This window comes from Pseudomonas sp. SDO5522_S412 (assembly GCF_054071215.1).
This window is the reverse complement of record NZ_JBSVWQ010000006.1, coordinates 43,628-68,264: the sequence shown is the minus strand read 5'-3', so window position 1 is coordinate 68,264 and position 24,637 is coordinate 43,628. Positions and strand designations below refer to the sequence as shown.

General features: G+C 51.0%; 20 protein-coding genes. 14 read left to right on the top strand and 6 right to left on the bottom strand.

What is annotated here, in order from left to right; all coding sequences use genetic code 11:
• Nucleotides 1-110: 110 nt before the first annotated feature.
• The 14 genes from rpsA (at nucleotide 111) to ACW9I6_RS03030 (ending at nucleotide 18,294) form a co-directional block, all read left to right on the top strand.
• Nucleotides 111-1,805, top strand: coding sequence for a 30S ribosomal protein S1 (gene rpsA, locus ACW9I6_RS03095; protein ID WP_003218806.1), 1,695 nt, complete (start codon nucleotides 111-113; stop codon nucleotides 1,803-1,805).
• 339 nt (nucleotides 1,806-2,144) lie between these two features.
• Nucleotides 2,145-2,441 carry an integration host factor subunit beta gene (gene ihfB / locus ACW9I6_RS03090; RefSeq protein ID WP_003218804.1) on the top strand — a complete coding sequence of 99 codons (297 nt, stop codon included), beginning with the start codon at nucleotides 2,145-2,147 and terminating at the stop codon, nucleotides 2,439-2,441.
• Between the two features lie 23 nt (nucleotides 2,442-2,464).
• Entirely contained in the window at nucleotides 2,465-2,707 is a 243-nt protein-coding gene (locus ACW9I6_RS03085) for a lipopolysaccharide assembly protein LapA domain-containing protein (RefSeq protein ID WP_457338878.1), read from the top strand.
• A 266-nt stretch (nucleotides 2,708-2,973) separates the two neighbouring features.
• Nucleotides 2,974-4,323, top strand: coding sequence for a Wzz/FepE/Etk N-terminal domain-containing protein (locus ACW9I6_RS03080; RefSeq protein WP_457338877.1), 1,350 nt, complete (start codon nucleotides 2,974-2,976; stop codon nucleotides 4,321-4,323).
• Nucleotides 4,324-4,974: 651 nt separating this feature from the next.
• The gene (gene tviB / locus ACW9I6_RS03075) at nucleotides 4,975-6,252 is read left to right on the top strand and encodes a Vi polysaccharide biosynthesis UDP-N-acetylglucosamine C-6 dehydrogenase TviB (RefSeq protein WP_457338876.1); all 1,278 of its coding nucleotides are present in this window, start codon (nucleotides 4,975-4,977) and stop codon (nucleotides 6,250-6,252) included.
• 39 nt (nucleotides 6,253-6,291) lie between these two features.
• Nucleotides 6,292-7,317, top strand: a complete 1,026-nt coding sequence (locus ACW9I6_RS03070; RefSeq protein WP_457338875.1) for an NAD-dependent epimerase/dehydratase family protein — start codon at nucleotides 6,292-6,294, stop codon at nucleotides 7,315-7,317.
• Nucleotides 7,318-7,610: 293 nt separating this feature from the next.
• Entirely contained in the window at nucleotides 7,611-9,500 is a 1,890-nt protein-coding gene (gene asnB, locus ACW9I6_RS03065) for an asparagine synthase (glutamine-hydrolyzing) (RefSeq protein ID WP_457338874.1), read from the top strand.
• Complete coding sequence (locus ACW9I6_RS03060) at nucleotides 9,497-10,639, top strand: glycosyltransferase family 4 protein (RefSeq protein ID WP_457338873.1); 1,143 nt, start codon at nucleotides 9,497-9,499, stop codon at nucleotides 10,637-10,639. The genes asnB (ACW9I6_RS03065) and ACW9I6_RS03060 overlap by 4 nt, the downstream gene beginning before the upstream one ends.
• The gene (gene asnB / locus ACW9I6_RS03055) at nucleotides 10,639-12,594 is read left to right on the top strand and encodes an asparagine synthase (glutamine-hydrolyzing) (protein ID WP_457338872.1); all 1,956 of its coding nucleotides are present in this window, start codon (nucleotides 10,639-10,641) and stop codon (nucleotides 12,592-12,594) included. The genes ACW9I6_RS03060 and asnB (ACW9I6_RS03055) overlap by 1 nt, the downstream gene beginning before the upstream one ends.
• Nucleotides 12,594-13,724 carry a glycosyltransferase family 4 protein gene (locus tag ACW9I6_RS03050; protein ID WP_457338871.1) on the top strand — a complete coding sequence of 377 codons (1,131 nt, stop codon included), beginning with the start codon at nucleotides 12,594-12,596 and terminating at the stop codon, nucleotides 13,722-13,724. The genes asnB (ACW9I6_RS03055) and ACW9I6_RS03050 overlap by 1 nt, the downstream gene beginning before the upstream one ends.
• Nucleotides 13,721-14,683: a UDP-glucose 4-epimerase family protein gene (locus ACW9I6_RS03045; RefSeq protein WP_457338870.1), complete on the top strand. Its 963-nt coding sequence runs from the start codon at nucleotides 13,721-13,723 to the stop codon at nucleotides 14,681-14,683. Before ACW9I6_RS03050 ends, ACW9I6_RS03045 begins: the two co-directional genes overlap by 4 nt.
• Before the next feature lie 44 nt (nucleotides 14,684-14,727).
• On the top strand, nucleotides 14,728-15,762 hold the full coding sequence (locus tag ACW9I6_RS03040) for an MraY family glycosyltransferase (protein WP_457338869.1): 1,035 nt from the start codon (nucleotides 14,728-14,730) through the stop codon (nucleotides 15,760-15,762).
• Between the two features lie 88 nt (nucleotides 15,763-15,850).
• Nucleotides 15,851-17,845, top strand: coding sequence for a polysaccharide biosynthesis protein (locus ACW9I6_RS03035; RefSeq protein WP_457338868.1), 1,995 nt, complete (start codon nucleotides 15,851-15,853; stop codon nucleotides 17,843-17,845).
• Between the two features lie 110 nt (nucleotides 17,846-17,955).
• Nucleotides 17,956-18,294 (top strand): ComEA family DNA-binding protein, encoded by a 339-nt coding sequence (locus ACW9I6_RS03030; protein ID WP_457338867.1) that lies wholly within the window; start codon nucleotides 17,956-17,958, stop codon nucleotides 18,292-18,294.
• 40 nt (nucleotides 18,295-18,334) lie between these two features.
• Here the strand turns inward: ACW9I6_RS03030 and ACW9I6_RS03025 are convergent, their stop codons facing one another.
• The 6 genes from ACW9I6_RS03025 to ACW9I6_RS03000 are packed head-to-tail and all read right to left on the bottom strand — an operon-like array spanning nucleotide 18,335 to nucleotide 24,637.
• Nucleotides 18,335-19,522, bottom strand: coding sequence for a hypothetical protein (locus tag ACW9I6_RS03025; RefSeq protein WP_457338866.1), 1,188 nt, complete (start codon nucleotides 19,520-19,522; stop codon nucleotides 18,335-18,337).
• Nucleotides 19,519-20,424, bottom strand: coding sequence for a glycosyltransferase family 2 protein (locus tag ACW9I6_RS03020; RefSeq protein WP_457338865.1), 906 nt, complete (start codon nucleotides 20,422-20,424; stop codon nucleotides 19,519-19,521). The genes ACW9I6_RS03025 and ACW9I6_RS03020 overlap by 4 nt, the downstream gene beginning before the upstream one ends.
• Before the next feature lie 17 nt (nucleotides 20,425-20,441).
• Complete coding sequence (locus ACW9I6_RS03015) at nucleotides 20,442-21,686, bottom strand: O-antigen translocase (protein WP_457338864.1); 1,245 nt, start codon at nucleotides 21,684-21,686, stop codon at nucleotides 20,442-20,444.
• Nucleotides 21,683-22,789: a DegT/DnrJ/EryC1/StrS family aminotransferase gene (locus ACW9I6_RS03010; protein WP_457338863.1), complete on the bottom strand. Its 1,107-nt coding sequence runs from the start codon at nucleotides 22,787-22,789 to the stop codon at nucleotides 21,683-21,685. Before ACW9I6_RS03010 ends, ACW9I6_RS03015 begins: the two co-directional genes overlap by 4 nt.
• Nucleotides 22,782-23,723, bottom strand: coding sequence for a GNAT family N-acetyltransferase (locus tag ACW9I6_RS03005; RefSeq protein ID WP_457338862.1), 942 nt, complete (start codon nucleotides 23,721-23,723; stop codon nucleotides 22,782-22,784). Before ACW9I6_RS03005 ends, ACW9I6_RS03010 begins: the two co-directional genes overlap by 8 nt.
• Nucleotides 23,717-24,637, bottom strand: coding sequence for a hypothetical protein (locus ACW9I6_RS03000; protein ID WP_457338861.1), 921 nt, complete (start codon nucleotides 24,635-24,637; stop codon nucleotides 23,717-23,719). Before ACW9I6_RS03000 ends, ACW9I6_RS03005 begins: the two co-directional genes overlap by 7 nt.

Genomic DNA, 24,637 nt, shown 5'->3' with positions numbered 1-24,637 from the left:
CCGCAGGGGACCAGTCATAGTCCTGTGGTGCTTCTTTTAATTGAAACTGACCCACACCGTCTGGGGTGTGGAGATGGGCGTATTCTTCGCCCTTATCAACAGGAATTAAAATGAGCGAAAGCTTTGCGGAACTCTTTGAAGAAAGCCTAAAAACCCTGAACCTTCAGGCAGGCTCCATCATCACCGGTGTTATCGTTGATATCGATTACCAAGCTCGCTGGGTAACCGTTCACGCTGGTCTGAAGTCTGAAGCTCTGATCCCGCTGGAACAGTTCTACAACGATGCTGGTGACCTGACTATCAATGTCGGTGACGAAGTTCACGTTGCTCTGGACTCGGTTGAAGACGGTTTCGGTGAAACCAAGCTGTCCCGTGAAAAAGCCAAGCGCGCTGAATGCTGGATTGTTCTCGAAGCAGCCTTCGCAGCTGAAGAAGTGGTCAAGGGCGTTATCAACGGTAAGGTTAAGGGCGGCTTCACTGTCGACGTTAACGGCATCCGTGCGTTCCTGCCAGGTTCTTTGGTCGACGTTCGTCCTGTGCGCGACACCACGCACCTGGAAGGCAAGGAACTCGAATTCAAGGTCATCAAGCTCGACCAGAAGCGCAACAACGTTGTCGTTTCCCGTCGCAGCGTCCTGGAAGCAGAGAACTCCGCCGAGCGTGAAGCTCTGCTGGAATCCCTGCAGGAAGGCCAACAAGTCAAAGGTATCGTCAAGAACCTCACCGATTACGGCGCATTCGTCGATCTGGGTGGCGTCGATGGCCTGCTGCACATTACCGACATGGCTTGGAAGCGTATCAAGCATCCATCGGAAATCGTCAATGTTGGCGACGAGATCGATGTCAAGGTTCTGAAGTACGATCGTGAGCGCAACCGTGTTTCCCTGGGCTTGAAGCAGCTGGGCGAAGATCCATGGGTCGCTATCAAGGCTCGTTACCCAGAAAGCACTCGCGTCACCGCGCGTGTTACCAACCTGACCGACTACGGCTGCTTCGCAGAGCTGGAAGAAGGCGTGGAAGGCCTGGTACACGTTTCCGAAATGGACTGGACCAACAAGAACATCCACCCTTCGAAAGTCGTACAAGTCGGCGACGAAGTGGAAGTTATGGTTCTGGACATCGACGAAGAGCGTCGTCGTATCTCCCTCGGCATCAAGCAGTGCAAATCTAACCCATGGGAAGATTTCTCTGGCCAGTTCAACAAGGGCGATAAAATCTCCGGCACCATCAAGTCGATCACCGATTTCGGTATCTTCATTGGTCTGGACGGCGGCATCGACGGTCTGGTTCACCTGTCCGACATCTCCTGGAACGAAGTTGGCGAAGAAGCTGTTCGTCGTTTCAAGAAGGGCGACGAGCTGGACACCGTTATCCTGTCGGTTGACCCAGAGCGCGAGCGCATTTCCCTGGGTATCAAGCAACTGGAAAGCGATCCGTTCTCCGAGTACGTTCAAGAGAACGACAAAGGCGCAATCGTTAAAGGCATCGTGAAGGAAGTTGACGCTAAAGGCGCCATCATCACTCTGGCCGACGATATCGAAGCGACTCTGAAAGCCTCCGAAATCAGCCGTGACCGCGTTGAAGACGCGCGCAACGTTCTGAAAGAAGGCGAAGAAGTAGAAGCCAAGATCATCAGCGTTGACCGCAAGAGCCGCGTAATCCAGCTCTCCATCAAGTCGAAAGACGATGCTGAAGAGAAAGAAGCCATCCAGAGCCTGCGCGACAAGCCAGCTACCTCTGAGCCTTCTGCTGGTCCTACCACTCTGGGCGACCTGCTGCGTGCACAAATGGAAAAGCAGAACTAAGTTCTGTCAGACCATAGAAAAAGGGCGACTTCGGTCGCCCTTTTTTGTGCCTGGGATTTAGTGTTGTGCGCAACGTCGCCTTGGTGTTCTGCGGCTGGAGCGCCGTCGTCGCGCTGGCAGCGCGTTCGCGCTTATAGGCTCTATCTGGCAGCGATCGCGCTGGAGTGCCTCCAGTGAGACTGAGCGAGAGCTGGCTGTCGTGGTGCGCAATGCCAACTCTCTTCGAGTTGCACCCCAAGTCTTTGAATATAAGTCAATACATGGGCTGTTCAAATTCCTCCGGTCATGCTAAAACCTTCGAAGCGCTTTTCCTAGCTGCTTGAAAAAGAAGGGAAAAATATGACGAAGTCGGAGTTGATCGAACGAATTGTCACCCATCAAGGGCTGCTCTCATCCAAGGATGTGGAGCTGGCCATCAAGACCATGCTTGAGCAGATGTCCCAATGTCTGGCTACCGGCGATCGGATTGAAATTCGTGGGTTTGGTAGCTTCTCGCTGCACTATCGTGCGCCTCGTGTGGGTCGCAACCCAAAAACCGGGCAGTCCGTCAGCCTTGACGGCAAGTTCGTGCCTCATTTCAAGCCGGGCAAGGAATTGCGCGATCGGGTGAACGAAGACGAAGAAGAAGGCGTCTGAGGGTTTTTGGGTAGGAGAAGTTTATGCGTGGGGTCAAGCGCGTTGTGTCGGTGCTGATTACTTTGCTCGTCATGGGTGGGGTGCTGGCGTTTGTGCTGGAGAATCAACAGAGCGTCGCTTTGTCATTCCTGGGGTGGACCGCTCCCCAGGCACCGATTTCCATCTTCATGACATTGGCTTTGCTTGTAGGAATGATCGTTGGCCCATTGGTGGGTTTGGCGTTTAGGTTGAATCGCTCTCCTCGGTCGAAGAGGCTGGCGCCCTGATCGATAGCTCGGTGCGCATGGGGTATCGCACAAGCTTTTGTAGCATTTTTCAAGAAGTTTGGCTTTTTCGGAACAGTCCTACAGATTGTCAAGACTTGTAATATGGCAATTAGATGGCAAAATGTTTGCTGTTCTCGAGAATAGGCAATTTTTGTGGCTCATCCCAGCAGCGACGCCGGGGGCGAGCCAGATGTTTATAATTCTAAAAAACCATGAATTGTCTGCATAACGAGCCCGCAGTTTCTCTTTGAAGGCAGGTTTTTGTTGTGAGTAGTAGTTTTAATGCCCCTCCGGTACCACCATCCGATGAAATTGATCTTGTCGCGCTTTTTCAGGCGGTATGGCAGCAAAAGGTCCTCATAGTCATAGTCACCGCGCTTGTTGGCGCGATGGCTGCCGCTTATGCCTTTTTTGTGACTCCTGAATATCAAGTCAGTAGCGTTTTGCGCCCTGCGGCGATCAACGAATTGGATGCGTTGAATCGATCTGAAATTTACGGTCTTCCTCCTGGAGAGGCGCTGATCAGGGTCGGAGCGTCTCTTGAGTCGTATGACACCCGCCTGAGTTTTTTTCGGACTCATCAAAATCTATTTAAGGCATTTGAGCGTCCAGGAAGAACTCTCGAGCAGAGTTTTGAGGAGTTCAATCGTAACTCGATCAATCTGGTTCTGCCTGATCCTAAAAAAGCCGACTCCCTGAGTGCCTATATCAAACTTGAGATGAACTATCCCAAGGGAATTGATGGTGTCTCGATTTTGAACGGGTTTATTCAGTTCGCGATTGATGCCGAGCGTCAGCAGATCGGCGCTGATTTGAACGTAATCGTGAAAAACCGACTGAACGAGATTGAAGGTAAGCTGAAAGCTGCTCGCTCAAGCTATGAGATCGATAAAGAGGCAAAAATTGCCACTCTGACTGAAGCTGATGTGCTTCGGCGTGCCCAGTTGCAGGATGAGCTCAAAGCGCTCAGGGCCCAATTGAAAATCATCCGTGGTGATCGGCTTGTACTGCTGAACGAGGCAATTGGCATCGCCAAGTCGCTGGGTATTAAAAAGCCAGCTACTCCCTCGTCGCTCGGCGATGAAAACCGCGCTGGGACGCCAGGCATGATGCGTACCGAAATCAATAACCAGCAGATCCCCCTATATTTTATGGGCGTAGATGCACTGGAGGCAGAGCGAAATGCCCTGCAACGGCGCACGTCTGATGACTTTACTGAAGGTCGTATCGCGCAAATTGCCAAAGAGCTTCAACTGCTGCGGGCCAATCGTCAGATTGAGGTCTTGAATCGTCGTGAGAATGAAGACCTGTTTCTAATCAATGTGGAGCCCCTGCGTGCAGAGGAGGCTCGGCTACGTAAACTGAATATCGATATGAGTCGGTTGAAACTGGTGACGATTGATAAGCAGGCGTTGGAACCACTAAGTCCAATTAAGCCGAAGAAGGCTCTAATACTTGTGCTGGGGTTGGTTCTGGGTGGAGTTCTAGGTGTTTTGATTGCTCTGGTTCGAACGTTAGTGGCAAGCAGGAACGGAATGGCTCCTCGTCATGTGTCTATTCTCGGTCCTAGTAAGCTCGCAGAAGAAAAAAATTCTGCTCAGAGGCGTGTGGGTTAACTGCCTTTAGAGGCGTTGCATGGCTTGTGCACGATGAGTCGGGATAGTGGTCTCCATGGGCCAATCTCTCACTCTCCTCTCGGCATGGGTTGCTCCCATGCCGAAGCAAATCGTCTCCGGGTTTCGAAAAAAACGCTTTACTCGCGAGCCTTGGGTCAATGGTTTCTTTGCTTTGGATGTATGGCGTAGGCGGATGCCGCGAATTCTGATTTATATTTGTATCGCGTAGTATTATTACCTCCTTTTCGCGGAACTCTTCTATTTGAGAGTAATCGGATTGTGATGGCGTTACGCTATATTTTGCGGCTTTATGAGTATCAATCCGAGTGCAACCGATGTCGACATTCCTCATGCTATTCAGTGGGTTGTGGCGCTTTAGCAACCTTCCCCTGATGGGCCGGCATCGATACGTATTCTCCTCGACAGATGGTTCTGCGATATTGCTAGGAGATAGACTTGGATTGTTCGCTGATGGAATATGCTGCTGAAGAATAGATAGGTGCGGGGGCCTCAAAAAGCATGACCTGAGGGATCGGTTTGGATGGGCAGACCTGTCTGTATCCCGAGAGAGTGGTGGCGTCGCGCTTGAAGAACTTCATGCTGATTAATTCAGTAAATATTATGGATTCTCTGATTATTTAGGCTTTGATTATGCAAAAACTGGAAGATATAAAGCTTGCCATTATCGGTCTTGGCTATGTGGGTCTACCACTCGCAGTGGAATTCGGCAAGCATCGGACGGTGGTAGGGTTTGACATAAACCAGCCGCGTATCCACGCTCTTAGAGCGGGGCACGACTCTACGCTGGAAGTGAGCGATGAAGAGTTGAAGCAGGCCAGCATGCTCAGTTTTAGTTTTAATCTAGACGAAATGTCTAGCTGTAATACGTTCGTCGTCACGGTGCCTACTCCGATTGACGAGTATAATCAGCCAGACCTTACCCCGTTGATTAAAGCATCGGAAAGTATTGGCAGGGTATTGAAGAAGGGCGACCTGGTCATTTACGAGTCTACCGTGTATCCCGGCGCGACCGAGGAGGACTGTGTACCTGTCCTCGAGAAATTTTCCGGATTAAAATTCAATGTCGATTTTTTTGCCGGATACAGCCCCGAGCGTATTAATCCGGGAGATAAGGAACATCGTGTCACTACAATTAAGAAAGTGACCTCTGGCTCGACACCAGAGATCGCTGATCTGGTTGATGCCCTCTATAACCAGATCATTATTGCTGGTACCCATAAGGCAAGTAGTATTAAAGTTGCCGAGGCTGCAAAAGTTATTGAAAATACCCAGCGCGACTTGAATATCGCTCTGATAAATGAATTGGCAATTATTTTTAATAAAATGGGCATTGATACAGAGTCAGTCCTACAGGCCGCGGGCACTAAGTGGAATTTCCTGCCGTTTCGACCGGGCTTGGTAGGTGGGCACTGCATTGGGGTCGACCCTTACTATTTGACTCACAAAGCTCAGTCCATCGGCTACCACCCTGAAATTATTCTCGCTGGTCGTCGCCTCAATGACGGAATGGGTGCATATGTTGTTTCTCAGTTGGTAAAAACAATGGTTAAGCGCCGGATACATGTCGACGGTGCACGTGTACTGATCATGGGCTTGGCGTTCAAGGAGAACTGCCCGGACCTGCGTAATACCCGGATCGTAGATATTGTCAATGAGTTGAAAGAGTACAATATTGTAGTGGATATTTATGATCCTTGGGTCAGCGCTGAAGAGGCCAACCATGAATATGGAGTAACACCTATTTCCGAGCCAGGTACTAATTTCTATGACGGTATTGTTCTTGCCGTTGCACATAACGAATTCAAAGCCCTAGGCGCTGAGCGTATTCGCAATTTTGGTAAGTCTGAGCACGTTCTTTATGATCTAAAGTATCTGCTTAGTCGTGAAGAGTCTGATATACGTTTGTAATTTAAATTCCATTATTTTCAATGAACGAAGAGCCTATTTATGTCCCGCTATGAAATGCTCCTGGAAACACTCAAGACCTCGCCTAAAACGTGGTTGGTCACCGGGGTGGCCGGATTTATTGGCTCTAATTTATTGGAGACACTTCTTGGGCTGGATCAGGTCGTCATTGGACTCGACAATTTCGTGACCGGGCATCAGCGCAATCTCGATGAGGTCGAAGGCTCTGTCAGCGCGCAACAATGGGCTCGTTTTCGCTTCATCGAGGGTGATATCAAGGTATTGGATGACTGCCGGAGGGCTTGTAAAGGGGTAGATTACGTACTGCATCAGGCAGCGCTTGGGTCGGTGCCACGTTCCCTCAATGATCCAATCGCTACTAATGCAATTAATATTGATGGCTTCCTCAATATGTTGGTGGCAGCAAGGGATGCACAGGTAAAAAGTTTTACTTATGCCGCCAGTAGCTCTACTTACGGAGATCACCCGGGTTTGCCTAAAGTGGAAGACGTCATTGGTAGGCCATTATCGCCGTATGCAGTTACCAAGTATGTTAATGAGCTCTATGCTGAAGTATTTGCTAGATGTTATGGGTTTCAAACCATTGGTCTGCGTTATTTTAATGTATTTGGCAAACGTCAGGATCCCGAGGGCGCCTATGCTGCAGTTATCCCTAAATGGGCCGCTTCGATGATAAAAAATCAAGAGGTTTTTATCAACGGGGATGGTGAAACAAGCCGAGATTTCTGCTTTATCGAAAACACAGTTCAAGCCAATCTCTTGGCTGCTACAGTAACTGAGTCTGCAGCTCGCAACCAAGTTTATAATGTTGCGGTCAATGGGCGTACCGACCTTAACATGTTGTTCGCGGCGCTATGTCACTCCTTGTCGGAGCACGGGATACGCTACGATAAGTCACCTGTCTACCGTGATTTTCGTGCTGGAGATGTTAGGCATTCTCAGGCCGATATCGGAAAGATAAAAAATCTTTTAGGGTATGAGCCGAAATTTGATATTCAGCAAGGCATTGCGAAAGCGATGGGTTGGTATTCGAAATTCCTGAAATGACTGCTGTTTTAATTTGCTCTCAGAGTGTTCTAAGCGTCCAGATGCATGGACGCTCAGGGCGCTCGTCTTATTGCGAAAGTATAGCGGGTTGCCCGCAACGGAGATAGTCAGAATTGATGAGCGTTGTTTGCCGATTTTATTTTCAGTGACGTGCTAAATTTTTGTTATTTTGTTAAATATGGGTCAGCCCCTGCTTTAGTTGTTCACGGTATACGATGCTGGTGAGATCCTGAAACAGCTTGGGTATCTCGTAAGCTAGGATCGCGATTAAATATGTTCAGGGGAATTGAGACATGTGTGGGTTTTCTGGTTTCTTCGCAGCAGTCCCTCTGGGTGATGGCGCAAATGACATCTTGGCTGCTATGGGTAACGCAATCTACAGCCGTGGCCCCGATGATGCCGGAATATGGTCGGATGCGTCGCTTGGAATAGGCCTTTCGCACCGCCGACTCGCAATCGTAGATCTTTCAGCTGCGGGCCATCAACCCATGCATTCGTCCAGCGGACGCTTCGTTATGGCGTTCAATGGAGAGATCTATAACCATCTTTCGTTGCGCAGCCTTCTGAACGCGGAGCGTGACGGGCTCTGCTGGCAAGGGCATTCAGACACCGAAACCTTGTTGGCCTGCTTCGAGCACTGGGGCATAGGTAAAACCCTCCGAGCGACGGTAGGAATGTTCGCAATTGCTTTGTGGGATACGCAGGAACGCCAATTGATACTGGCTCGCGACCGTCTCGGAGAGAAACCGTTGTATTGGGGCTGGCATAACGATGTTCTGTTATTCGGATCGGAGCTCAAGGCCCTAAAAGTGCATCCGGCTTTTTCCGCCAATATTGATCGCGGGGCGTTGGCGTTGTACTTGCGGCATAACTATGTTCCCGCCCCCTACAGTATTTATCAGGGTATTGAGAAGCTCCTGCCTGGGCATTACGTTGCGATCTCGCTTGGCCAAAAGCGAGCATCCGTCAATCTGACTTCTTACTGGTCGTTCAATGCCGTAGTGGAAGCGGGTCTCGAAAACCCATTGCAAGCCGATACTAAGACCGTAATTGACACGCTCGAGAACCAGCTTGACGAGAGCGTCAGCATGCAGATGCTTGCCGATGTCCCATTGGGGGCGTTCTTGAGCGGAGGTGTCGATAGCAGCCTGGTCGTGTCCCTCATGCAAAAGCTAAGTCCGCGCCCGGTGAAGACCTTCACGATCGGTTTCAGCGAAGATGGTTTTAACGAAGCGGAGCATGCGCTGGCCGTATCTCGTCACCTGCACACTGAGCACAGTGAAATTTATATTCAGGCGCAGGATGCGATGAATATCATCCCTGAACTGCCGCGTATCTATTGTGAGCCGTTTGCCGATAGCTCGCAAATTCCCACTTTCCTTGTGAGCCAAATGGCGCGCCAGCATGTCACCGTTGCGTTGAGCGGTGATGCCGGCGATGAGCTGTTTGGCGGGTATAACCCTTATCGGTTTGCGCCGCGTATATGGAGCAAGGTCAGCAAAGTACCCTATGGCCTTCGGCGAGTGGCAGCTAGTTCCTTGAGAAAGCTGGCGCTTAAAGGCAAGCCCGAAAAGCTGGTTCATATTCTTGACTGTGGTAATCGCGAGGAATTCTACCGGCAGCTTGTCAGCCATTGGAAGAACCCCATGAGTGCGGTAATTAGCGGGAGCGAAAAGCCGACATTGCTCAATACCCCAGCAAAATGGCCGACTACGGCGCGCTTCGAAGAGTGGATGATGGCAATGGATGCTCAGACCTACATGGTCGACGATATCCTTGTGAAGGTAGATCGAGCCGCCATGGCCAATAGTCTGGAGACGCGAGTCCCGTTGCTCGATCATCGCGTAGTCGAGTTGGCGTGGCGTATTCCCCTGGATATGAAAATTCGTGGAGGGGTCGGTAAATGGGCGCTTAAAGAGGTTCTATACCGCCATGTTCCACGCGAGTTAATAGAGCGACCAAAAAAAGGTTTTTCCATTCCTATAGCGGCTTGGTTGCGCGGGCCTCTCAGAGACTGGTCGGAAACGTTGTTGGATGAAAAGCGTCTACAGCGAGAGGGTTTTTTTCAATCCTCGGTGATCCGTGATATATGGGACCAGCATCTCATCGGTCGAGTAGACCATTCGAGCAAGCTATGGGGCGTGTTGATGTTTCAAGCTTGGCTGGAGGAGCAAGGACGTTGAAAGTAGCCCATGTAATTATTGGTCTGCACATTGGTGGAGCCGAATTAATGCTGCTGCGCCTATGTGACTCATTCAAGGCCCAAGGAGTGGATGAGCATCGCGTTATCTCCCTGACGGATCTTGGTGAAGTAGGTGTGCGGCTTCGTGCCAGTGGTATTGCTGTCGAAACTCTGCAGATGCGCGGAAAGTGGGACTTGCTGGGCGTCATGATCAAGTTAATTAGTAATTTTCGTCGGCAGAAACCCGATATTGTTCAGACTTGGATGTACCACTCCGACTTGATTGGGGGGGTTGCTGCGCGTCTGGTTGGGGTCAAGCACGTCATATGGGGCATCCGCACGACCGATGTAAGCAGCGGTGGCGGTAAGGCTACGATTGTCATTCGTAAGCTGTGTGCCTACCTGTCCAACGTAGTGCCGGACGCTATTGTGTGCGCTGCGCAAGCCTCCCGCGAAACCCATATCGAAGCTGGTTATGCCCCGGGCCGAATGAAGGTCATATCAAACGGCTTTGATCTGGAGCGGCTGACGGCCACCGCTCAAGAGCGCGCGTCCATTCGAGAGGGGCAGGGTATCGGACCTGACGATATGGTCATCGGTAGCCTCGGCCGATTCAACGAGGTCAAGGATCACTCGAACTTTATCAAGGCAGCAGGCATTGTTGCGGGCCGGTTTCCAAAAACTATATTTCTGATGGTTGGACGTGATATTGATCGAGGAAATGCCGCCTTAATGGCCGAGATTTCGTTGACTGGCCACGCTGACCGGTTTGTTCTGCTCGGGGAACGTAAGGACGTCCCCGCCTGTTTAAAGGCTATGGATATCTTTTGCCTGCATTCTTTTACCGAAGGTTTTCCAAACGTCCTGGGAGAAGCCATGAGCATGGGAGTGCCTTGCGTCACTACGGATGTAGGTGATGCAGCACTCCTGCTGGGCGGGTTGGGCCCGGTAGTGCCGGCGCGGGACGTTCGCGCCTTATCCGACGCGTTGATCTCGTTGCTTTCAGCTTCGGCTACCGAGCGTGCAGCGATGGGACAGAGCGTTTATAAACGCATCGCTGAAAATTTCACAATGAAACGCACCGAGAAGCAATTCAAAGACCTATATGATCGTGTTTATTTAAATCGGGATGGCAATTGATGTGTGGTTTGAGCGGTATTTTCGACGTAGGTAACAGCGAACTTGGGGCTGTTGTCCGTTTGATGAACGAATCGCTCACTCATCGAGGTCCAGATGGCGCCGGTGTCTGGGTCGACGAGCAGGCAGGTATCGCCTTGGGGCATCGGCGTCTTGCGATTGTTGACCTTTCGGAAGCGGGACATCAGCCGATGCTCTCCAGTTGCGGGCGATTTGTGATTGTCTTCAATGGCGAGATCTACAACCATGCCGAGCTACGGCAGGCCCTGTACGACGATGGTGTTATATCGACAGGTATGAAAGGTCATTCGGACACCGAAGTGCTTCTTGCTGGCCTTGCCAGCTGGGGCGTTGAAAAGACCCTGGCTGCATCGGTGGGCATGTTCGCGTTCGCGCTGTGGGACCGGCAAAAGCAAGTCCTGACGCTGGGCCGTGACCGAATGGGCGAGAAGCCGCTCTATTACGGCTGGCAGGACGGCACATTGCTCTTCGGGTCGGAGCTCAAGGCAATAAAGGCGTTCCCGGCGTTTCGCGCGGAAGTTGACCGCAATGCTTTGACGCTGTTACTTCGTCATAATTGCATTCCCGCGCCCTATAGCATTTACAAGGGTATTGCCAAGCTTCAGAGTGGCCATTATGTCGTCCTCCCTCTGACTGATCTCGCTGCTGCAAAAGCCGCCACACCCCAACCTTATTGGCGCCTCAATGATGCAGTGGCCAAAGGCCTCGCTGATCCATTTAAGGGCAGCCCCGAGGCGGCGACTGACCTGCTTGAGGCTCAGTTGCTGTTAAGCATTGGCCAGCAAATGCTGGCCGATGTACCTGTTGGCGCCTTCCTAAGTGGGGGCGTGGACAGCAGCACAGTCGTTGCCTTGATGCAAGCGCAGAGTACCCAGCCGGTTCGCACGTTTACCATCGGTTTTGATGAGGGTGGATTCGACGAAGCTGTTCATGCCAAGGCCGTGTCCAAGCACTTGGGGACGCAGCACACTGAACTCTATGTGCGCCCGCAGGACGCAGCAGCGGTGATACCGCGCCTGTCTTCCATGTATTGCGAACCCTTCAGCGACAGTTCGCAGATTCCCACCTTCCTCGTCAGTCAACTGGCGGGCCAGCAATTAAAGGTCGTGCTCAGCGGTGATGGGGGCGACGAATTGTTTGGGGGATACAACCGATACCTGAGCGCGAAGAGAATATGGTCGAAAATGCAGCATGTGCCGTTGTTCGCGCGGCAGGCCAGCGCCAGCCTTCTACGGTCGGTATCTCCTACCACTTGGGACAGTCTTTTCAATCTGGCAAAGCCGCTGCTGCCTAGTCGGTTTCATGTAAGCGGGCCTGGAGACAAGGCGCACAAGTTGGCCAATGTGCTGAAGTTGTCGAACGGAAATGAGTTTTACCTGCAGCTGAACAGCCACTGGAATGACCCTGCCAGCATTGTAATCGGCGGTGAAGAGCCTCCGACAATGTTCACCAGCCCATCCCGCTGGCCGAAGACCGATTGTTTCGAGCACTGGATGATGGCGATGGATGCACAGACCTATATGTCGGATGACATTATGGTCAAGCTGGATCGTGCCTCCATGGCCGCGAGTATCGAAGGTCGTGTTCCTATGCTCGATCACCGGGTGGTTGAGTTGGCTTGGCGTATGCCGATTGATCTGAAAATTCGCGATGGTCAGGGTAAATGGCTATTGCGGCAAGTTCTTTACCGCCACGTCCCTAAGGAGCTCATCGAGCGTCCCAAGCAAGGATTTGGAATCCCGTTAGGTGAATGGTTGCGCGGTTCGCTGCGCGAATGGGCGGAATCGTTACTCGACGAAGCGCGCCTGGTCCGGGAAGGCTACTTCCGGCCTGAGCCCGTCCGAAAAATGTGGAATGAGCATCTTCAGGGGCGAGGCAACTGGCAGTCTCACCTGTGGACCATCCTTATGTTCCAGGCGTGGTTGGATGAGCAGTGATGAGTAAAACTTTGTTGTTTATAGTTAATGATCCTGGATTTTTTCTGTCCCATCGTCTGGCAGTTGCAAAAGGTGCGCAGACCGCTGGTTATAAAGTTCATGTGGCCTGCATGCCAGGGGCAGCGGTAGCTGCCATCAAGGCGCAGGGATTTAAATTTTATCCTCTACCGCTGTCGCGTAGCGGCCGCAATCCGCTGGCGGAGCTGGGACTAATGTTCAGTATGTGGAAGTTATTATGGCGCTTGAGGCCTGACGTGCTTCATCTGGTCACCATCAAGCCCGTTCTCTATGGCGGGGTTGCTGCGCGTTTCGCACCGGTTAAAGGTGTCGTCACGGCTATCTCGGGGCTGGGCTTCGTATTTCTTTCCAAAGGGGTCAAGGCCTCACTGGTTCGCCAACTGGTCAGCGCTTTTTATCGCCTGGCTTTGGGCAAGCGCAACCTGCGCTCGATTTTTCAAAACCCTGACGATCGTGATTTGTTGTTGGCGATGGGGGGGCTTACCGAGGCCAAGGTTGTAATGATCCGTGGCTCGGGTGTCGATTTGGCGCTTTATGCGCACGTGCCAGAACCGGAGGGTTTACCTATCGTCTGCCTCGCTGCGCGGCTTTTGCGCGACAAAGGCGTAGTGGAATACGTTGAGGCCGCTAGGTTATTGAGCAAGCGAGGGGTACAAGCCCGATTTCAATTGATTGGTGATGTCGATCCCGGTAACCCGGCCACGGTGACCAAAGCGGAATTGGACGCGTGGCGCCAAGAAGGCGTCGTCGAATTGTTGGGTTATCGTGATGATATCGCGCAGCTTTTTTCATCCGCCAATATCGTAACGTTGCCTTCTTATCGTGAGGGGTTGCCGAAGGTGTTGGTCGAAGCGGCAGCCTGTGGTCGCGCAGTAATTACCACTGACGTTCCCGGCTGCCGTGATGCAATTGATCCCGGCGTCACAGGGTTACTGGTGCCAGTTCGGGATGCGCATGCGTTGGCCGATCAGTTGCAAGTGCTAATTGAGGACCCGGCGCTAAGGCGTCAGTTGGGGGCCGCAGGTCGAAAACTGGCGGTAAAGGCGTTTGCGATAGAGAAAATCGTAGACCAACATCTTGAAGTCTATCGTCAGTTGGAGTGCGCGGTTTGAGTCATGAACGCATATACTTCGTTACCGGTGCCAGCGGCTTTGTAGGTTTGGCATTGGTTGAGCGGCTGGCCTCAATCGTAGATTGCACAGTGATGGGTTTGGTTCGTCGTGACGGTGTCGCACTGCCACCAAACGTCTCCCCGGTAAAAGTCGGCGCAGATTATCTGGCTGGAGAACCGCTTCCCCTTTCCGGCGTTGACGTTGTGGTCCACTGCGCCGCTCGCGTCCACGTAATGTCCGATACTTCCAGCGACGCTTTGGCGGAGTATCGCAGGGTCAACGTTGTGGGCACCTTGAAGCTGGCAGAACAAGCCGCCGAAATGGGTGTGAAACGCTTCGTTTTTATCAGTTCGATAAAGGTGAACGGAGAGGGCACGCGACTAGGGCGGCCTTATACCGCAGATGACGTTCCGTCTCCGCGCGATCCCTATGGCATTTCCAAGATGGAGGCCGAGCAGGAGCTCAGGTTGCTAGCGCAGAAGACGGGTATGGAAGTCGTCATCATTCGCCCGGTGCTGGTGTATGGGCCAAAGGTCAAAGCCAACTTTCTCAGCATGATGAACTGGCTGAACAAAGGTGTTGTATTGCCGTTGGGAGCCATCTACAACCAGCGCAGTCTGGTTGCGCTGGATAATTTGGTGGATCTTATTGTGACCTGCATGACTCATCCGGCTGCGGTTGGCCAGACGTTCCTGGTCAGCGATGGTGAGGACCTCTCTACCACTGAGCTGCTCAGACGTATGGGGGCGGCCCTGGGCAAACCGGCACGATTGCTGCCGGTGCCAGCCAAGCTGCTGGAGTGGGGGGCTATGTTGGTGGGGCGAAAATCCGTCGGCCAGCGACTGTGCGGATCTTTACAAGTCGATATTACAAAAGCTCGCGATTTACTGGGATGGGTGCCGCCATTGTCTGTTTCCGAAGCGCTGAAAAAGACCGCGGCAAGCTTCAAGGAAGTTTGATTTAGAAGGAGGGTCCGTTCAAGGACCACCAATTGGAGCTGTTGATGATTCACTTACTGTGGCTTGCGCCCGCTGCGGCTGCCCTTGCACTTCTGCTAACCTGGATCCTGCGGCGTTACGCGTTGGCAAATAGCATGATCGATATACCCAATGCCCGCAGCTCTCATTCAATTCCCACGCCCCGCGGTGGCGGTGTTGCGATTGTGTTGAGCTTCCTGATCGCGCTGCCGATCCTGTATCTGGGCGACGAGATTTCATGCTCAATTACATGGGCCTTGATGGGGGCGGGAGCGGCCATCGCGATCTTGGGCTTTCTTGATGATCATGGTCATATCGCGGCAAGGTGGCGTCTGCTTGGGCACTTTGGCGCGTCCATCTGGGCACTTTTCTGGTTGGGAGGACTGCCTCCGATCAGCTTGCCCGGAATGGTTGTCGACCTTGGATGGTTGGGACACGTACTCGCTGCGTTTTACTTGGTGTGGTTGCTTAATCTCTACAACTTTATGGATGGCATAGATGGGCTCGCCAGTATCGAGGCATTGTGCGTCTGTCTCGGCGCCTGCGTGATCTACACGGCGACTGGAAATCAAGCGCTCATCTGGGCTCCACTCTTATTGAGCATGGCAGTTTTGGGCTTTCTCTATTGGAACTTCCCACCCGCACGTATTTTCATGGGCGACGCAGGCAGTGGCTTTCTCGGCATTATCCTGGGGATACTTTCCTTGCAGGCCGCCTGGCAAGATCTAGCGTTCATATGGGTGTGGTTGATATTGCTTGGCGTATTTATTGTAGACGCCACCTTTACGCTGATCAGGCGCCTGCTGCGTGGCGATAAGGTTTATGAAGCTCATCGCAGTCATGCCTATCAATTCGCGTCACGCAGGTTTGGCCGCCATCTGCCTGTTACCCTCTCGGTGCTCGCGATTAATTTATTATGGTTGATACCCATAGCACTTTCTGTGGCGTTGTTGGGTCTCAATGGTTTGGCGGGTTTGGCTATCGCTTATATCCCGCTGGTACTGCTAGCCATCAAATATCGTGCAGGTGAGCTGGAAAAAAACATCTCACCACCAGCGTAAATTTGAGTCCAGAACCAATAAAACCGTCCAAGTGTTCAATGTAGGTTATGCAGAGTGGGTAAGGAGCGTTAGAGGTGTTTAAAGGGTTATGAGTAAAATTCGATCTTACCTGCTGGCACTTCCTCGCAGGCGTAAACGCATTCTGCAGGTCGTCACGGACATCCTGCTGGTTTGGTTCGCCCTGTGGACGGCTTTTGTTGTGCGCCTCGGGGTGGATGATATGATCAACCCGGTTGCCCTTCACCAATGGTTGTTTCTATGCGCCCCGGTTGTCGCTATTCCGCTGTTTGTGCGTTTTGGAATGTATCGCGCCGTCATGCGTTATTTCGGCAATGACGCACTTATTGCGATCATCAAAGCGGTCAGTCTTTCATCGTTGATTCTTGGCGTGGTGGTTTACTGGTATAGCAACCACCAGAACGTGGTTCCACGCTCTATCATCTTCAATTATTGGTGGCTTAGCCTGATCATGGTTGGCGGACTGCGCCTGGCTATGCGGCAATACTTTTTGGGTGACTGGTTCGCCGCAGCTCAGCATGTGCCATTCACCAGTCGTGACGACGGTCTACCGCGGGTTGCAATCTACGGGGCCGGCGCGGCGGGCAATCAATTGGTAGCTGCACTGCGTATGGGGCGGGTTATGCGACCTGTCGCATTTATCGATGACGATGACAGCATCTCTGATCGTGTGATCTCCGGCTTGCAAGTTTATAAACCCAAGCACATTCAGCGTATGATCGACGCGACGGGAGCTCAGGAAATCCTGCTGGCAATACCGTCTTCCAATCGTGGCAGACGCCGCGAAATTCTTGGGTTCCTTGAAGATTTTCCTCTGCATGTACGGAGCGTTCCTGGCTTCATGGATCTTGCCAGCGGCCGTGTGAAGGTCGACGACATTCAGGAGGTGGATATTGCCGACTTGCTGGGTCGCGATGCTGTGCCTGCCCAGGAAGAGCTTCTGGAACATTGCATCAGGGGGCAGTCCGTGCTCGTCACAGGTGCAGGTGGCTCCATCGGTTCTGAACTCTGCCGACAGATCCTGTCATTGCAGCCAACGACGTTATTGTTATTCGAACACAGTGAATTCAATCTATACAGCATTCTGTCCGAGCTGGAACAGCGTATTGTCCGAGAATCGTTACCCATTCGTGTATTGCCAATACTGGGGTCGATACGCAATGAAGCCAAGTTGCTGGATATTATGAAAACTTGGAGCGTGGACACGGTTTATCACGCCGCCGCCTACAAGCACGTACCCATGGTGGAGCATAATATCGCCGAGGGCGTACTTAACAACGTCATTGGTACGTTAAACACCGCTCAGGCTGCTTTACAGGCAGGCGTTTTGAATTTCGTGCTGATTTCAACTGACAAGGCGGTTCGCCCGACCAATGTCATGGGAAGTACCAAACGCTTGGCTGAGCTAACGCTGCAAGCCCTCAGTCGTGAGCTTGCGCCAGTGCTGTTCGGCGAAAGTGCCAATGTATCCCGCGTCAACAAGACCCGGTTTACCATGGTTCGCTTCGGTAATGTCCTGGGATCGTCGGGATCGGTGATTCCGTTGTTCCACAAGCAAATCAAATCCGGGGGACCGCTGACGGTTACGCATCCGAAGATAACGCGCTATTTCATGACGATTCCCGAGGCGGCGCAATTAGTGATTCAGGCCGGCTCTATGGGGCTTGGCGGAGATGTGTTCGTACTCGATATGGGGGAGCCGGTAAAAATTACCGAATTGGCGGAAAAGATGATCCATCTTTCCGGCCTTAGTGTTCGGTCCGAAAAAAATCCTCTTGGCGACATCGCGATTGAATTCACCGGTTTGCGCCCTGGTGAAAAGCTCTATGAAGAGTTGCTGATCGGTGACAACGTTGTTGCCACTCGGCACCCGATGATCATGAGTGCCAACGAAGATCATCTCTCCTGGGACCTGCTCAAGGGTATGTTGGCACAGCTGCTTGTCGCCGTGGATCAGCACGATTACGCGCGCGTTCGCCAACTCCTTCGGGAAACCGTAAGCGGCTATTCTCCGGACGGCGAAATCGTCGATTGGATCTACCAGCAACGCCGTATGGAGCCATGAGATAACACCTTGTTACCCATCAATTTTTGACGTTTCCCCAAAAACTTCTAATTTGAAAAAGCAGCTTAGGAAAGCTGCTTTCTCTTACTAGATGTCATGGAGCGTTACTAATGCAACACGCATACTTCTCCACCCTCGTCTTTACCTTGCTTGCCAGCCTTTCGGTCGCTACCACGGCGGCTCCTGTCCCCTCACTCAAGGCAGAATCACCGAGCACGATCGCAGCACAGGTGGACGTTACCGCCCAAAATGCCAAGGTCAATCTCAACGTTGCGGATGCGGAAACGTTGCGACTAAACCTATTCGGTGTTGGTGCAGCCAAAGCAAAAGCGATTGTTGCTTATCGAGACAGTAACGGGCCTTTCACCGCCGTAGACGAGCTGCTGGAGGTGAAGGGGATCGGCAAGGCGCTGATGGAGAAAAATCGCGACAGATTGGTAGTCAAATAATCCAATCGAGCAGGCCGGTCATTGACCGGCCTGTTATCGGCTACACTGTGATCTTGCGACCTGACACTTCCCTGCATCCCGCAGCCGCAATCAGCAGTAAGAAAGCGGGCGCGATGACCAGCGGCCTTTGAACAATCGACAACACTAATAGCATCGAAAAAGCCACTCCATTGGGGTTCAAAAACACTCTGTGCCTTAGCGCAAAGCCCAGCAGGGTCAACACGAAGAATGTCGTGCCCAGGATACCTGAGTGAAAAATGATTTTTTTGAAGCTGGCGGAGCCACTGTCGTCTTCTTTCTCGCTGCCAAATATAAGTGAGCGGGCGTCGGAAGATTCCCATTCAGAAAACAGCTCATTGAAACCTTCAGTATTGCGATTGTCCCCCGCCAATCCCTCTGACTTATAGGCGAAGCGATCATACATAAGCGTTTTCAAGTAATCATTTTGTGAAGACAAAATGACCAGTCCCACCATGACGCTCAAGAGCACTATATTGCGTTTGTTGCCTCTCACGGCTTCGATTGCGAAGTAAGCCAGGCTCAATATGAAAAAGGCCATAGACAGGCTTAGAATTCCAGAAATAAATATGATGAAGTTGCTGCGCGATCTCAGGTTGAACCGGTCTGCGGCCAGTAGCAAGGCGGCAAAGGTACCCAGAGCACCAGGTTCATCGAAGAAACCGAAAAACCGATAAAATGGATTGTCAAGCATATAGTCCAAGACTACGGTCATAGGGTAGACAAAATAGCCTACGCCGGCTTGGGCTTTGAGCTGATCGGGCATCTTGTAATCAGGCAGGGGCCCCAGTAAGAATAGTTTGTTGTCACCGGTCAGATGATGTATGAGCCAGATACATATTCCAGGAAGCAGAAGAGTAGCAATCAGTCGCTTTGATTTTTGAAAGATAATTAAGATTTCGTCTGAAGGTATGCAATAAAAAATTAGGTAGCTGGTCATGAAATACAAACAGCCTAAAGTGCTTGCTCCATAAAAATAATAGAATAGGAAGACCATCACGGAAAAGAGTAGGCCAAAAAAATACTCGCGTAGAGCGATGTTCTTTTTGAGAAGAAATAGCGTCAGGCAAACGCCCGCTATCATAGCTTGGAATTGCGGTGTATATCCCCAAATATAGAAAGGGTTCAGCGCGATGACGATCCAGGTCGCCATGGCCCACAAATACGTTTTCTTTTGCAGGGTGGGAGGTGTTCTTGAAATTTCAATCATCGATCCACCCGAAATATAATCAGTGCCAACGCCAGGAGTTTCTTAAAGCTTATATCGCCAAAAAGTGATCGAATAATATATTTTAATGCGCCGCTATAATCCTTCTTTACCGTGTGCAAGTATCTAGCGTATGAATAGTATAAGTTGCTTTTTCCTTTTTTTATGGCGCTGTAAAATGCGGGAAAATAAAACTCACACAAAGCCAAGGAGACTAAACTGTCATCCAGGTAACCCATGCTTGACGCATGACTCGCATGTACGCGATATTGTGTTAACGGTGTTTTTAATATGTAGATATCGCCTTGGTTGGCGATATGATAATAAAATAGACTATCCGACGCTTTAGGTAAACGATAGTCGTATCCAGATTCTGGGATTTTATCAGCCCTGACCATATAGCCTGGAACCGGTGCGAGCGAATTGTTAGAGGCAATCAGTTCATTGAGACTGTAAATGGGATTGTGTTTCTTGAGTTTGTCTTTCTGTATTCTTACCGTCTGCCCTTGGCTGTCAATAACCTGCACATAGGACCCGCAGATGGAAAACTCAGGATGCTTCTCCAAAAATTCTACCTGCTGGCCAATTCGTCCCGGTAGCATCAAATCATCACCCGCAAACATGGCAATATATTTTCCTTTTGCAAGTCGCAGGCCCGCGTTGCAATTCCCTGTTATACCCTGGTTAATAGGCGCCAGGTTGAGTATTATTTTTTCAGGATTGGCTGCGTGCATCTCCTTGAGGAGTGTGTCGGTACCATCTTTAGAGGCATCATCACTGATGATGATTTCAAGGTTGGCGTAATCCTGCGATAAAATCGATTGGATGCAATCTTGGATATAGTTTGACTGGTTATAGACGATAACCACTACACTGACGAGTGGTGGTTCGGTCGAGTGGGTCATCGATCTTGACTTAGGGTTCAATTAATTTTCCGCCATACGAAGAAATACAAAAACACCCAATAGGCCATGTAATTTACGCAGTAACCTATAGTCGCCCCGATTAAGCCGTAGGCATTGGAGAATGCGACAACCAATAGACACAGCGTGATTGAGAAAATGATTTCAGAAATGATGAATTCTTTGATCATCGCTCGGCTGACCATCAAGTAGGATAAAATCCAACTGCCTATTTTCATTGTGTCGCCAACCAGTTGCCATGTAAACAAAGGGCGCATGGGTGCGAACTCTTTGGTAAACAATATCCAGATAATAAGGTCACGGAACAAAAAGACGCCGAGCGACAGCAGTGCCGCAGCCGGCAGTATTATTTTATAGCCGGATATTACTTCGTGCTTGATCTGGCTGGCAGACGTCAGTTCCGATAACTTTGGTAGGTAATACACGCTGAGGGTCATGGTGACCACCATCATATATGCGCCACTTAATCGGGTCATCGCCTCCCAATAACCGGCAGCTTCGGCGCTCAAGGAGTCATTTAGGTAAGTCCTGATGAATAAAGAACTCAACGGAACACATATGGCAGAGCACAGAGCCATGAATGTAAACCCTGTGAGCCTCCTCAGCGCGATGCGATCAAACTCGAAAGCAAATATACCCAGCCTGAACCAACTGGTTTTCAAGCAAACGCCAAGAGTGAACAAACATGCGATCGACTGATAAGAAACCAGTGCAATGAGTGCGCCGAGAAAGTCAAAGTAATAGGCGAGGAGCCCAGTAAAGAGCAACGAGAATACGCTGCCCAATATGTTTGCGATCACATAACCCTTGATCTCCTTCTTGCCGTTCAGTATGGCCAACAACAGTGTGTTCACGACCATGGGCAACAGACCGATGGCGAACACAATGAACAGATTGCTATAGGACCTGTCCCCTAGGAAAAACTCCGCTAGCTGTTTATCAAAAACAATAATGAATATTGCGCTGATGAGGCTGCCCGACAGAGCAATGCTGAAAGCCGTGCGCCAGACTTTTTCCTGCTTTAGAGGATCCTGTCCATACTCAGCCGTGTACTTGGTGACTCCCGTACTTACGGCGCCGCTCGCGAATGTTGAAAAAATTTGTACGGCATTTTGAAGCTGACCTATGAGCGCGTAGCCCGCAGGACCGGTATAGATCGCGAGCACCTTATTTATGCCGAGCAGCGTAAATATTTTTACCAGCGACGCTACACCGCTCAGCAAGCTTGTTTTTATCAGCTTCATGACGATACGTAGGCGTTGCACACTTCGATGACGCGACAAACTTCATCATCACTAAGGGTCGGATTCAACGGCAAACTCACCACAGTGTCGTGAATTTTTTCGGTGATCGGGAAGCTTTCAGTCGTCATCCCCTGCAGCGCCACCTGTTTGTGCGGGGCGGTGGGGTAGTGAATTTGCGCTTGCACGCCGCTATCCGAAAGATAGGACATGAATCCTTTACGATCGTCGCATCGAATCACGAACAAGTGCCAGGCTTGGCTTTTGCCATCAGCCAGATTAGGCAGGGTAATCAATCGATTATCGATGTGCGTAACGTAGTTCGCTGCAATAGCTCTTCTACGGGCGTTTTCATCATCGAGGTGCTTGAGCTTGATAGCGAGTATTGCAGCCTGCATCTCGTCTAGCCTGCTGTTGATGCCCGCATAACGATGTTGATATTTCGCTTCACTGCCATAGTTGCCCAAGGATCGAACAATGTTAGCAAACTCAGCATCGTTGGTAGTAATGCCACCGCCATCGCCTAGTGCACCCATGTTTTTCCCGGGGTAGAAACTAAAACCTGCGGCATCGCCGAAAGCCCCTGCTTTCACCCCGAAAGCTTCTGCGCCATGTGCCTGGGCGGCGTCTTCAAGAACCAGCAAATTATGTGCCTTGGCTATGTCATTAATTTTGTCCATCTCGGCCAATTGACCGTACAGGTGAACAGGTAACAAAACCTTAGTTTTTCCGCTAATCTTGTTTCGAATTTGCCGATGATCAATGTTGTAGGTTTCGAGGCATGGCTCTACGAGAACGGGCTTCAACCCACTTTCAATAATCGCCAGAATGCTCGCAATGTAGGTGTTGGCTGGGACGATGACTTCGTCACCGGAGTTAATCCGGCCTTGCTCTTTCCACGCGCGCAGGGTGAGTGTAAGTGCGTCCAGCCCATTGCCCACCCCGATGCAATATTGAGTGCCACAGTAAGCGGCAAACGCCTGTTCAAACTGCTCGAGCTCTTGGCCTTTTATATACCAGCCAGACTTTATCACGCGCTCGGCCGCCGCTATGATTTCGGCTTGGTATTGGTCGTTTACCTGTTTCAAATCCAAAAATTTAATCATTCAATTTCAGCCTGTAAAAATCATGCACGATAGCCCGGGCGCTGAAGCTCTCTTTTTGTGCTATCAGCCCCGTGTTCAAGTAAAGCCCGCCACGCTCGGTGGAGATTCCGAAGCTAAAATATGCTTTGTCTGAGCGTTTCGCTTCATCAATGCAAGTCGCTAAGGTCAAATCGAGTGCCCCAGACTCTCTGCCGACATCATTCGCTGCGATGTACTGAGTGTGCAATACCTGTCCGTAAGCGAATAGCAGTACACCGCATACCAACTCTCCATCCTTGCGTACTATTTTCAGGCGGATATTCTCAGGAAATCGCTCGTGGAGTAGGGCTATTTCATTTACCGAATGAGTGGGCGTGGCGCTATGCTTCGATAGCACGCTGGAAAGCAACGCGTGATAGGCCGACCAGTCCGTGGATTCCTCCACGGACAGGCCGTTCTTTTTCGCCCTAGCAATCAACCACTTCCTGCCTTTTGAAAACTTGGGTTCTCGCGCCAGATCAATGACGCTGGATATGTCCCGTCGAAACAAGGAGGCGCCGGCGATACTTAGCGCATACAGGTCTTCTTGAGCCGGGCTTGTATTGAATATGTATGGAATCGACTTGTATTCAAGGCAGCGAACGGCTTTTTCTTTCAGGAAGATTTTGAGCGCTTGTAGTATCTCAAGAACCTTCTCTGCTTTGACCTTGTGCGAAAGTATGAGCCCGCCAAACGTTAAGCCGCCATGCGAATACACCACGTCGTCCACTCTGTTGGCGGGCATCACCGCGAGCAGTTGATCGTCCTCTTTGATAAGTAGTGAAAAATCATTGAAACGGTCCGCATGGTAATCCATGAACGGACGCTCGAAGATAAAAAGCGGTGACTTACTGCTTTTAACGAATTCATTCCATTGGTTTTCAGCGTCTTGATGATAAAGCTCGCAGATCACCATTGAATGAGCTCCATCAGGCCGATGCCTTCAACACCCATATTGTTACCATTGTAAAAGGCATACACTTTGTCGGCGGTGACACACAGGCGCGGGTAGCACAAGTGCAGGTCGTCAAATCCTGCATGTTCTGATAGTGACATGCCTAACTCGTCGTCCTTGCGCATCCAATGGACACCGTCATCCGAATAGGCAACGCCTGGGAAGTAATCTTTTCCCGTTGTGCCACCTTTCGTATAGAACATGATATAGCGACCCTGTATCTTGTAGACGGAAGGTCTGCCTATCCTATATTCATCACCTTCATTGTCGATGCAAAGATGGTGCGGCCCAGGGAATGACACCCCGTCGGGTGACTCTGTGTACCAAATATTATAACGGGGGTATTGAACCCCGTTAATATCGCACCAGCCGTCCCCCAGTGCGTACCATACTTTCCAACGGCCTTCATCATAGAGCGCAGTATGTACTGCCCGGATCGTTCGGCTTTTGTGCCCGCGGTCAAGTACGGGGGCTTCAGACACTCGGTCAAATCGAACGCCATCCTGGCTGGTTGCAAGCCCGGTAAAAGCGAGAAATTTGGCTTTTTGGACGATCTGGAAGCCGACATAGTACATTCTGATCGTGTCGCCATCGCGTACCACGTCTCCCAGTATGACACCGTTATCGTCAAAGCATCCTGGACCGCCTTCAGCCAATGCCGGCTCGTTGCTCACTCCCAGCACTTTGCGAGGGTCATGTGCTGATACGTCCACATAACCTATGCGGCTTACTCCCGCCTTGTCTCTAAATCCGGCGTAAATCCTGATGACTTCAGGGTTTAATAAAAAAGGTGTCGGTGTAAGCGCCGAGTTCTCTGCCCAATCGGGAAGCTGGGTGCGAGCATTAAATATCTGGCCTATCTTTTTCCAAAGCAT